This window comes from Desulfomarina sp., from assembly GCF_054039375.1.
In genome coordinates this window covers 1-11,436 of sequence record NZ_JBPLBA010000051.1, presented here as the reverse complement: position 1 = coordinate 11,436, position 11,436 = coordinate 1, and the positions used below count along the sequence as shown (strand labels likewise).

The following is an 11,436-nucleotide window of genomic DNA, read 5'->3' as shown; positions in this document are numbered from 1 at the left end:
AAGGGTAAGTCTGGTGGTTTACAGAATCCAGGCTATTCACGGAGGAGGGCGAAGTCTGCTTCGGTCAGAAGCGCCAGATCACCGGGAGCCAGTTCAATTTCAAGCCCCCTACGACCCGCACTGACATAAATTGTATCGAATTCTCGCGCTGTAATGTCAATAAATGCAGGCAGTTTCTTTTTCAGGCCCAGAGGACTGATACCACCCACCACATATCCTGTTGTTTTTTCCACCAGGAGTTTGTCTGCCATGGTGCATTTTTTGCGTTTTGCCGCTTTGGCTGTTTTTTTTAAGCTTAACCGGGAGGAAACCGGCAGGACAGCTACTCCAAGCTGGTTTTTGTCAAGGCAGACAACCAGTGTTTTAAAAACCTGGTGTGGAGAGACGCCCAGTTTTTCTGCGGCTTCTTCCCCGAAAGAGCGGGTGACCGGGGAGTGGGTGTATTTATGAATTTTGAAGTTGATTTTTCCTTTCTTTACCTGGTTGATTGCCGGAGTCATAGTTCTTTTATTCTAACATTTTACACGGCCGAGTCGCCCGCTCCGTCATGCCGGTTTATAAAGAAGTGGTTTTGCGTAAAAAAAACAATAAGAGTATGGTATCTTCTGAAGAAATTATAATTCTTTTTATTAAAACTGCAGGGGAAAATATGAATACAAATTACTGTAAAATGAAAAAATCTGAAACCGTAATGCTGTCATTACTTTTTATGCTCCTTCTTGGTGGTTGTTCAAAACCATATTATGCTGCCATGGAGAAAGTTGGTATCCATAAGCGTGATATTATGGTTGACCGGGTGGAAGCCGCAAGAGATACTCAGGCTGCGGCTCAGGAACAGTTCAAGTCGGCCCTGGACCAGTTTGATTCCGTGGTCAGGCTGAAGGAAACTGATCTGAAAAAGGCATACGACAGTCTTAACCGTGAATATGAGGCCAGTGAAAAAATTGCTGACAAAGTTACTTCCAGGATTGAGAAAATTGAAGATGTGGCCGATGCACTTTTTGATGAATGGGAGGATGAACTGGCTCTTTATAAGAGCAGGGAACTTCGGCGATCAAGTAAAGAACAGTTGACGAAGACACGCAAAAGATACAGGGAAATGCTGAGAAGTATGCGCAGGGCGGAAGCCAGTATGGAGCCGGTGCTTGCAATTTTCCGCGATAATGTGCTTTTTCTGAAGCACAATCTTAACGCCCAGGCTATAGGTTCACTCCACGGTGAGTTTGCCAATCTCAAGGGTGAGATTGAAAATCTCATAAGCAAGATGAATCATGCCATAGAATCTTCAAATAAGTTTATTGCTGAAATAAAATAGGGTGCGGCAATATTACGGGCAAAGATTAAAACGGCCAGACAAAGGGGATAAGCAGTGTTGAGGCGGTAACAACAAACACATTCAGCGGGATGCCCAGCTTCAGGTAGTCCATGAACCGGTATCCGCCTGGTCCGTAAACCATAAGGTTGGTCTGATATCCCATGGGGGTGGCGAAACAGGCACTGGCTCCAAAACAGATACCGACGATGAATGGTTTGGGGTCCACTCCGATTCCCGCAGCCGTTGAGAGGGCAATGGGCAGCAGCAACACTGCAGTGGCGTTGTTACTCAGGAGCTGGGTGCTGATGCTGGTCAGCAGGATGACGGCCCCCAGGATGACTGTGGGAGAAAAACCGGAAAAAAGGGCCAGGAAAGACTCGGCGTAAAGCTGGCTGGCCCCGGTTTTCTGCATGGCGGTACCCAGGGCGATTGTGCCGGCTATAAGGATGAGCACATCTCCCTGCAATGCCCGGTAGCCGTCCCGCATCTGCAGGCAGCCGGTGACAATCATGAGAAAGGCTGCTGTCAGGGAGCAGGTCATGATATCTGCAATACCCAGGGTGGCTGTGGCCACCATGCAGAAAAAATTGATGATGGACCACCATGCTTTTCGTTTGTGGATTATTTCCTCGTAGACATCTTCAATCACAATGAAATCAGTTCCGGACCGGAGAGACGCGAGTTTGCTGTCCTGGCACCAGACGAGAAGAATATCTCCTGTCTGCAGCCTGACGTCATGGATCTGTCTTTCGGAAATATGGAGATTACTGCGTTTTACAGCAATGATATTGATATCCGGATCCCGGGCGAGGTCAGTCCGTTCCAGCCGCTGCCCCCTGACGGATGAATGAGGTGAGACAATCAGTTCAACAACGATGGGAGCATCTTTCTGTGCTCCGAGGACCAGTCCGTTTTCAGAAGAGGGCAGTTCGACATTTTCCCGGTGGAGGATCTCTACAAGATCATTCAATGATCCCTTCACCAGCAGGATATCTCCACCATTGATTGTCATCATGTCCCGGCCCGGATGATAAATTCTGGATTTACTGATAAGTTCGACAACCTGCAGGTCCGGATACTGTTTTTTGAATATATTGGCCGGGAATTTTCCCACGAGGGGGCTGGTTGGTGGAATTCGCAGTTCCGCCAGGTACTGGCGGTGGTCACTGTCCTGCAATCTGCATATGGGGTTGGCAAGGGCCGGCAGGACCCTCGGGGCCATAAAGAAAATGAAGGCAATGCCGAATATGGCAATTGGTACACCTATCAGGCCGAGTTCGAACATCGACAGACCGTTATAACCGTAACTGACACTGAGGTCGCTGATAATGATATTGGTTGAGGTCCCTATAAGTGTGCAGGTACCGGCCAGGATGGAGGCATAGGAAACCGGAATCAGGTATTTGGAAGGGCTGAGGCCGAATTCACAACACATGGTCATGATGACCGGGATAAAAAGGATAACCACCGGCGTGTTGTTGATGAATCCGGAGGCAAGGGCCACGGAAAGCAGGATGATCAGGAGGGCAAGTTTCGGGTTTCCCCGGGAAAAGTGGATGATTTTTCTGCCAAGAAATTCGACACCCCCGGTGCGGATCATCCCTTTTGAGACAACAAACATTGCACCGACGGTGATGACTGCGGGATTCGCAAAACCCGCCACAGCCTCCTGGGGTGTCAGTATTTTACTGACTACCAGAACCACCATTATGCCGATGGCCGTGAGATCCACGGAAATTATTTCCGTGATAAGGAGATAAAGAGTCAGGAGCAGTATTGTTGAGAGAAGCCAGATATCCATGGTTATATGCCTTCAGGTAAACGGTCTGCTGTGGTCCTGACCGTTTAACTTTCAGAGTATCTTTCCGTAACCCTGTATTCCGTGAGCGGATTCCCCGTAAAGGGAGAGTGATTATTCTGACAGACTTGATTGTGGGTTTTGTTGATTGATATCCAGACGGTCATGGGGTCGGATATGAATCTTTTTATAATTGTAGTGGTCCTGTATGGAATGTCCAGTTTTTCCTTGCTGTTTTCAGGTATTGCGGTATTTCTCCGACAAACAAAAAGTAATCACTTATACAACGCCCCTCCTTTTTCACGGTAATTGCTCACAGGCACGCCAGCTTTTCACGGTCTTTTTTGCCCGTATAGGCAGGGCTAAAGTGAAAAAGAGCCTGCGAAAAATCCGAGATCCCCGTGGGCAGTTACTCAAAAAAAGTATTGCTGGAGAGGGTGGGGTGAACTAGGATAAAGCGGCGTGACAGGGCCAAATGACTCGTTTGTAATGGATTGAAGTGGAGCAAAATAAGGTGTCGAAAAAATTTTTTTCATTTTCAGGTTCCCCCGGCGAAAAAGAGAGCGTGTTTACTGTTCCTGTAACGGGAGAAGAGGGGGGTATTACAGTAAAGTTCATGCACAGGGGACTGAAACGGGGAGGTTCCCCGGAGGGGTTTCTCCGACAGTTTCCCGGAGGGGTTCCACGATGGAAAAACTGCCGTTTTGTTTTTGATGTTGATTTCCGTGAGTATGACTGGCTGGTTGTATACCATGATTTACCCGAGGACGGGTTCCTGACGGAAGAGAAGCTGGCCTGTCCCAGGGAAAAGACGATGCTGATAACCGGCGAGCCGTCCACGATTACTGTTTTTGGTTCAGACTACCTTCGTCAGTTCGGGTATATTCTAACCTTTCAGGAACCCTGGGCAATGAAGCATCCTAACTGTATTTATCACCATCCAGGACTGGTATGGCATTACGGCCTCCCCTTTGGTGGAGGAGAATTTATTACCTACGACCAGATTGCAGCCATGGAACCGCCGGACAAAACAAAGACAATTTCAACAGTCTGTTCCCAGCGGAAAGGAAATATTACTCTTCATTCCACCCGGGTTGATTTTACCTGGCGACTCAAGGATGATCTGCCTGAACTGGATATCTTCGGACATGGTGTCAATCCCATGGATGATAAAGCGGAGGCTCTCGATCCCTATAAATATCATATTGCTGTGGAGAATCATGTCTACGATCATCACCTGACGGAAAAACTCCCGGATGCCTTTCTCGGTTACACCCTGCCGTTTTATCACGGGGCACCGAATGCGGCGGACTATTTTCCGAAGGAGAGTTTCATCCCGATTGATATTAATGATTACCGGCGTTCAAGGGAGATTATCAGCAGTCACATTAACAATAACGAATACGAAGACAGGCTGCCCTATATAGTTGAAGCCCGTCGAAGAGTGCTGGAAGAGGAAAATCTGTTCGCCATTCTGGATCGGCAGATTGCTGAAAAAAACGGGGAGACGAAAGCAGAAACCCACGGCAGGGTAATCCGCAATCGCTCAACCATGCGGATAAAAAATCCGGTTGCCGGATTCCGCAGTCTTTCCCAGAAGGCGATGACAAAGCTGTATCACCGGGTAACCTTCAAATCCCGGAACAAGGTCAGAAATCTGTAATCTGGATTCGTGATGGATCCAGAGTGCAAAAAAGGAGAAATTCAATTCATGCTGAAAGAGAAAAAAATCGGATTTATCGGCAGCGGCAATATGGGAGAAGCACTTATCAGTGGTCTTGTGCTGTCAGGTGCAACGGTTCCCGGAAATATCATCTGCTCCGATATTCGTGAAGAGCCCCTGGTGGAGATGAGGGAAAAATATAATATTGCCACAACCACCAGCAACGTAGAGGTTGTAAAACAGTCCGAGGTTATTATCTACGCGACAAAACCACAGATTCTGGCATCAGTTCTAAAGGAAACGGCCGATGTCCTCGACAAATCAAAGCTGGTTATTTCCATAGCGGCAGGTGTTCCCCTGGCAGCCATTGCATCGGGACTGGGAAAAGAATTGCGATTGATCAGGGTCATGCCCAACATCTGTGCTTTTGTCAAGGAAAGTGCCACTGCTATTGCTGCAGGGGAGTTTGTGCTGGATGGTGATATCGATATTGCCAAGGCTATTTTTGACTCCGTTGGGGTCAGTGTCTTCATCCAGGAAAATATTCTGATGGATGCTTTTACCGGTCTTTCAGGCAGTGGCCCGGCCTATGTTTTTCTTATTATTGATGCCATGGCCGATGCCGGAGTAAAAATGGGACTCTCCAGGCGTGACTCTCTGCTTCTCTCCGCCCAGACTGTGATGGGATCCGCCAAGCTTATGCTGGAATCAAATGAACATCCCGGACAACTGAAAGACAGGGTTACCTCGCCGGGCGGAACGTCCATTGCCGGTATTCACACCCTTGAACAGGGGGGATTGCGGACGACCATAATTGATGCAGTGGAAGCAGCCACAAACAGGTCAAGGGAACTCGGTGAGCAGATGGTCAGGAATTTTCTGAACGGGCAGTGATGGTGGGACTTGTCTTTGATTTTTGTACCTGAAGTGCTGCCCCGATTGCGTTGCCGACTTCCCCGTGTTGGGGAAAAGTGACAGTGGTCTGCAGTTTTTCAGCAATTTCAGGGAGGAAATAACGCGCTGAGCCGCCGATGCCCACCAGGGGAATGTTCAGGGAAAAATTCACACTGAGAACGGGGTGTTTCCTGGTTTTATTGAGAAAACCGGTCAATGATTTACCCTGAATGGAGTGGATAACGGAGTCGATGATCAGTGTCTCGATTTTATCCCTGGTGATTTCCAGGATTTTTTTCGCAAACTCTCTTCCGTTCAATCCCAGGGTTTTTCCGAGAAGGTCTGCACTACGGGTTGCGATTTCTTTGTTGCCGATATGAATAATATCCAAAACGTGCAGGGCATCCGTCGGGGTGAACCCGTATTCCTGCAGCAGCTGTTGTCCCTGGAGTCTGTCGATGGTTTTCTCCAGGGTTATACTGCCTGTTCCGGTTTTTTTTCTGATGATGGCAGGCGTAGTCCAGTCATCTGTTCCCATGAGTTGTTTCAGCTCCCTGTTTGTGAACCCGGGTCTTCGAACAATGAGTCGACAGGAATCTCCGGCCTTAAGCCAGGTTTCAACCGGCGGCCCGTCTGTTTTCATGGCCAGTGGTGTTACTCGAACCGGGCCGATAGTGATATCACCATTTTCATCAACCCGGACAAAGCTGTCACCTCCAATACCACCGGAATGCATGTTGATTGCCTCAACATGGGTCTTCCATGATCCAATGCGGCAGCCATCTTTTAACAGCGAAGGGGAGCCGTTTTTTATCATGGTGATGTCGGTGGTGGTGCCCCCGATATCGACGACCAGGCAATTTTTATGATCAGTGGCTGCCGCACCGAAAACCGCACTGCAGGCCGGACCGCTCGCCACCGTGAGGCCTGCTTCCAGAACTGCTTTTTCAGCGGGAAGCAGGGCTGTGTTGCCGCCGACTGTCATAATTGGGCAGGTAAGTTTGTGTTCATTAAGTGCATTTGAGACCCCGTTTATGAATTCCGACATTACCGGCATCAGTTTTGCGTGCAGAGCGGCAGTGGCTGCACGTTCCTCCATCCCGGCCATGTTACTGACCCGGTGGGAGCAGAAGACGGGTTTGGGATCGATCATGGTAATAGCTTTCTGTGCTACAAGTTCATGGGTCGGGTTTTTAATGGCCATGGCTGAGCAGACAGCGTAACTGTCCACCTCGTTTTTCAGACCATGGATAAGGTCGGCGAGATAGTCGATATCAAGGGATTCTTCCTCCTCACCCAGAAGATTGTGTCCACCTTTAACAAAGAGTACAGCTTTGACCGGAAGTCTGAAATGCTTTACATAGCCGATAACAAAAACGGCAACTCTGGCTCCCCGCTTTTCAACAACGCTGTTTGTGGCGAGCGTGGTGGAGATGGCTATCTGTGATACCTGCTCCGGTTTGAGAGCGGATTGTTTCATGAGTGTTTTCAAAACTTCGCTGACACCAATGGACAACTGAAAACGGGTTGTTGGTTTTTTGGCAGAAGTGACAATGGTTCCGGTATCAGTTTCAATGAGAACACCATCTGTATATGTTCCGCCTGTATCTATACCGATTATATAGGTTTTCATAAATTGATTTCAATCTTCCGGGGACGCCTTTTTCCTGTCAGGTTACGGCAGAGTTAACTTTTAAGTAGAATAGAAAAGATTTCTGATGAACTTTCAATATGTTATAATAAAATAAAAATATTTGGCATAAATTTTATACAGTATGCTCACGGGAAATACCATGTCAAAGTGGCAGGTTTCCTGAATGGGCTGTAAAAGTGCATGGATATATGCTATCAGTTATTGACCCCGTGAGTAGCTGCAAAAAAACATAAACCTTGAATTCTGCACTTCAGAAGATGAAAATTCTTTGGACTGCGGGATTGGAAAATCTAAATTTTACTGGATGGCTTGTAATGAAAAAACTTTATTTATTTCCAATTGGCTTCCTGGTCTTTCTGGTGTTAACCGTATCCGCGCAGGGCAGTGGTGGAGGGAAACATCTGCGTTTGGCATTGCTGCCGATTCCTGATGTTTTACCCGTCTTTGTTGCTGAGGAAAATCATTATTTCAAAGACCTGGGTATTGTAGTGGAAACCCTTGCCGTGGGGAGCGCTCTTGAGCGGGACCAGTTGATGCAGGCCGGAAGAATTGATGGCATGATCAATGAGATTTCCGGTGCGGCCATGTTCAACAGGGAGAAAAATCAGGTCAGGATTGTTGGAATAGCCAGGTCTCCCCTGGGCGATGCCCCTCTTTTCCGGATTCTTGTAGCGCCGGGAAGTGGGATTTCAGGCGTTGCCGATCTGGCGGATGTCCCTATCGGTATTTCAAAAAATACGGTAATTGAATATATCAGTGACCGGCTTCTAGCTGCAGGAGGCGTCGGAAAGGAAAAAAGAGTCTATAAATCGGTACCGGTACTGCCCGAGCGGTTGCAGCTTCTTCTTTCCGGTCAAATAAAGGCGGCCACCCTGCCCGATCCCCTGGGAACCAGTGCTCTAGCCGCTGGAGCTGTTGAGATAGTTAACGATACAAGTCTTGGAGACGTCAGCTGTAGCGTCATCAGTTTTTCAACTGCCAGCCTTGAAGAAAAAAAAGAAACTGTGAAGAAATTTATGATCGCCTGGGACAGGGCAGTTGCAAAACTGAATGCGGACCCGGAAAAATACCGGGAGCTGATGTTAAAAAAAATAAGAGTGCCAAAAAATGTGCAGAAGAGTTTTGCAATCCCCCCATTTCCAGTGAAAGCTCTTCCCACACCAGGGCAGTGGAAAGATGTTATGAACTGGATGGTGGAGAAAAAACTGTTGAAGGGAGCATTGAAGTATGAGGATTCCGTTACACTCGATTTTCTGGCAGAATAATTCTGTAATTGCTCCGAGGCACCCCGGCTTTTCACGGTCTCTTTTGTCCGCTGAGGTAGGTAAAAGCGAACAGAAAATCCTGCGAAAATATGTGCATCTGTGAACAATTACTCTTCAGAGACAATAAAATCAAAGAGTTGTTATCCCTGTGAGTAATTGAATAACCCCTGGATTCAAATGATCAGAATCAGTGAGCTCGGTTTTCAATATGGAGATGGGACATCTCTGTTCTCCGGTTTTTCATTCCATGTGAAACGGGGGGAATCCTGGACAATTATCGGTCCGTCCGGTTGCGGCAAGACAACCCTGCTTTTTCTTATTGCAGGGTTGAATCATCCAACAGCCGGAAAGATTTTAATCGATGGTAAATCGATAGAACGTCCCCGTCCGTCAACTGGTCTGGTGCTTCAGGACCATGGTCTTCTTCCCTGGGCCACTGTGGAAAAAAACTGCAGACTTGGTCTTGAGATAAGAAAGTTTTACGGACCTGACGGGAAACACAGTCCCTCTGATCTTCGGCTGGATGAAAGGGAAGAGCGGGAACGGGTTGAGCACTGGCTGAGCTGGCTGGGTATTGATCATCTGAAATTGATGTTTCCCTCCCAGCTCTCCAGGGGACAGAGACAGCGGGCGGCTATTGCCCGAACCCTGGTTCTTCAGCCCGACCTGCTTTTGATGGATGAACCTTTTTCCGCTCTGGATGCCCCCATACGTGAAGAACTCCAGTGGGTGATGAACGGTTTTCATCGGGAGTCTGGATTAACCTCGTTGACGGTGACTCATGATATTGAGGAAGCCGTTGTTCTCGGGGAAAAGATCCTGGTTCTCGGTAACCGCTGTAACAGGGAACCGGTTATTGTTGAAAATCATCTTTCGGGAATGCTGGACAGCAGAAACAATCCCGATTTTATCCAGCGCTGTGAGGAACTGAAGGATATTCTTGTTTCAAATAAACAGGGTATTTTCAACGATATGAGTGGTACGCGATGAAAAGAAAGGCAACACTTGCCAGCAGTTTTGCCGGACTAGTCATGTTTTTCGGCCTGTGGCAGATTTTTTCCCTGATTGTTAACCGTCCCATTCTTCCTTCTCCGGTGGAAGTTGTTCCTCTTTTTTTCAGGAATATCATCACCGGTGATCTGGGACTGCATTTTCTGGCATCGGCCGCCAGGGTTCTGGCGGCTATTCTGATTGCCACCCTGCTGGCGGCGCCAATCGGTCTTGCTCTGGGACAGATGCCAAAAATTGACCGGGTTGTGGGACCTCTTATCGCACTCATCTATCCCATTCCCAAGATTATTTTCCTGCCGGTGATCTATGTCCTGATGGGAATCACCGATCTCTCGAAGATATCGCTCATTGCCATAATAATTTTTTTCCAGATTCTGGTGGTGGTCCGTGATGAAGCGGCCGGATTGAAAAAGGAATTGATTATTTCTGTAAAATCCCTTGGTGCAGGGAGGCGTGCTTTATTCAAGTATGTTTATCTTCCTGCTTCTGTCCCCGCGGTACTTACGGCGTTAAGGGTTTCGGTGGGTACGGCTGTCGCGGTACTTTTTATTGCGGAACAGTCACTTACCAGTTACGGCCTTGGTTATTATATCGTTATAGAAACCTATCAGGTTCTTCTTTATCCGGAGATGTATACAGGAATTATGGGGATGGGAGTGCTTGGGGTTCTACTTTATTTCGGGATTTATTCCATAGAACTGAAAGTGAGCAGACATATGTTTGTTGATTGATCTGTTTTGAAATATGGATTTTGAAAATGAATGAGAGGCAAGTGCGGTCAAAACTGTTCCTGTGGATCCAGGCAGCCAGGCCAAAAACCCTGCCGGCGGCTCTGGCTCCGGTTGCCGTGGGTTCTGCCGTGGCTTATCGTGATGGGGAATTTATCCTGTTCACGGCAATGGTCTGTCTGGCCTGTGCCGTGACGCTCCAGGTTGCCGTAAATTTTGCAAATGATTATTTTGATGCAAAAAACAAAATAGATTCAGAGGATCGCCTGGGACCTGTACGGGTTACCCAGAGTGGTCTGATCCCGCCGGAATCTGTCAGGCTGGCCATTATCTGGTCCCTGCTGCTGGCGGCTTTTCTTTTTTCTTATCTGGTGAGCAGGGGAGGAGTTGCCGTTTTATTTATCGGTGTCGCCTCAATTCTTGCGGCTCTGGCCTACAGTGGTGGTCCTTATCCCCTTGCCAGTCATGGTCTGGGGGAGTTTTTTGTCTTTATTTTTTTTGGTCTTGTGGCCGTCTGTGGCACTTATTTTATCCAGACCGGTCAGTTGACTCCGTTTGTTTTTTCCGCGGCCATTCCTCCTGGTCTTTTGATAAGTGCAATAATGGTTGTCAACAATCTTCGGGATCGGGAAAGTGACAGGAAGGCCGGGAAAAACACTCTGGCAGTGATTCTTGGTAAGCGGAACACTATTATTTTCTATACTTTTCTGGTGGGATTGAGCTATTGTGTTTCCATTTTGATGGTTTCAGGCAGTAGCGCGGTTTCTGCCATGATTTTCCTCCCGTGGCTGACCATGCCCCACGGATGGAAGCTTATTCGTGAGGTCCGGGAAAAGCAGGGCAGAGAGTTGAATGATACCCTGGCGAAAACAGCCAAGCTTTCCCTGGTGTTCAGTCTGCTTTTTGCAGTGGGGATAGTGTGGTCTCATTTGTAAGGGGGGAGCCGGGAATGGATTTTTCTCAACTTTGTGTCATTATAAATCTTGATTACCCATGAAACTCAGCCAAATTGTGGATTGGGCCTGTTTTATCAGGCTAGCCTACGGTCAAAAATCACTGGAAATCTCAATTGATAAGGAATTCAAATGAAAAAGTGTCAGTCCAGATC

At 47.8% G+C, this 11,436-nt stretch carries 10 protein-coding genes; 7 read left to right on the top strand and 3 right to left on the bottom strand.

Features of this window, described 5'->3' with window-relative positions:
* Positions 1–32: 32 nt before the first annotated feature.
* The gene (gene ybaK, locus ACXLDX_RS02845) at positions 33–500 is read right to left on the bottom strand and encodes a Cys-tRNA(Pro) deacylase (protein ID WP_457575681.1); all 468 of its coding nucleotides are present in this window, start codon (positions 498–500) and stop codon (positions 33–35) included.
* 170 nt (positions 501–670) lie between these two features.
* Here ybaK and ACXLDX_RS02840 point away from each other — a divergent pair, with 170 nt between their 5' ends.
* Positions 671–1,315, top strand: coding sequence for a DUF2959 domain-containing protein (locus ACXLDX_RS02840; RefSeq protein WP_457575682.1), 645 nt, complete (start codon positions 671–673; stop codon positions 1,313–1,315).
* Between the two features lie 25 nt (positions 1,316–1,340).
* Here the strand turns inward: ACXLDX_RS02840 and ACXLDX_RS02835 are convergent, their stop codons facing one another.
* Positions 1,341–3,116: an SLC13 family permease gene (locus ACXLDX_RS02835; RefSeq protein WP_457575680.1), complete on the bottom strand. Its 1,776-nt coding sequence runs from the start codon at positions 3,114–3,116 to the stop codon at positions 1,341–1,343.
* A 511-nt stretch (positions 3,117–3,627) separates the two neighbouring features.
* On the opposite strand from ACXLDX_RS02835, the gene ACXLDX_RS02830 reads away from it, so the two are divergent.
* Both ACXLDX_RS02830 and proC read left to right on the top strand, forming a co-directional pair.
* Positions 3,628–4,776 carry a glycosyltransferase family 10 domain-containing protein gene (locus ACXLDX_RS02830; RefSeq protein WP_457575679.1) on the top strand — a complete coding sequence of 383 codons (1,149 nt, stop codon included), beginning with the start codon at positions 3,628–3,630 and terminating at the stop codon, positions 4,774–4,776.
* Between the two features lie 48 nt (positions 4,777–4,824).
* Positions 4,825–5,670, top strand: coding sequence for a pyrroline-5-carboxylate reductase (gene proC / locus ACXLDX_RS02825; RefSeq protein WP_457575678.1), 846 nt, complete (start codon positions 4,825–4,827; stop codon positions 5,668–5,670).
* Here proC and ACXLDX_RS02820 read toward each other — a convergent pair.
* On the bottom strand, positions 5,645–7,303 hold the full coding sequence (locus tag ACXLDX_RS02820) for a hydantoinase/oxoprolinase N-terminal domain-containing protein (RefSeq protein WP_457575677.1): 1,659 nt from the start codon (positions 7,301–7,303) through the stop codon (positions 5,645–5,647). The two genes, proC and ACXLDX_RS02820, sit on opposite strands and share 26 nt — an antisense overlap.
* A 335-nt stretch (positions 7,304–7,638) precedes the next feature.
* On the opposite strand from ACXLDX_RS02820, the gene ACXLDX_RS02815 reads away from it, so the two are divergent.
* From ACXLDX_RS02815 to ACXLDX_RS02800, 4 genes are all read left to right on the top strand, one after another.
* A complete protein-coding gene (locus tag ACXLDX_RS02815) occupies positions 7,639–8,589 on the top strand; it encodes an ABC transporter substrate-binding protein (RefSeq protein ID WP_457575676.1) in 951 nt (316 codons plus the stop codon).
* 177 nt (positions 8,590–8,766) lie between these two features.
* Positions 8,767–9,579 (top strand): ABC transporter ATP-binding protein, encoded by an 813-nt coding sequence (locus tag ACXLDX_RS02810; RefSeq protein ID WP_457575675.1) that lies wholly within the window; start codon positions 8,767–8,769, stop codon positions 9,577–9,579.
* The gene (locus tag ACXLDX_RS02805) at positions 9,576–10,331 is read left to right on the top strand and encodes an ABC transporter permease (RefSeq protein ID WP_457575674.1); all 756 of its coding nucleotides are present in this window, start codon (positions 9,576–9,578) and stop codon (positions 10,329–10,331) included. The genes ACXLDX_RS02810 and ACXLDX_RS02805 overlap by 4 nt, the downstream gene beginning before the upstream one ends.
* A 26-nt stretch (positions 10,332–10,357) precedes the next feature.
* On the top strand, positions 10,358–11,263 hold the full coding sequence (locus tag ACXLDX_RS02800) for a 1,4-dihydroxy-2-naphthoate polyprenyltransferase (RefSeq protein WP_457575673.1): 906 nt from the start codon (positions 10,358–10,360) through the stop codon (positions 11,261–11,263).
* The last annotated feature ends 173 nt before the right edge of the window (positions 11,264–11,436 follow it).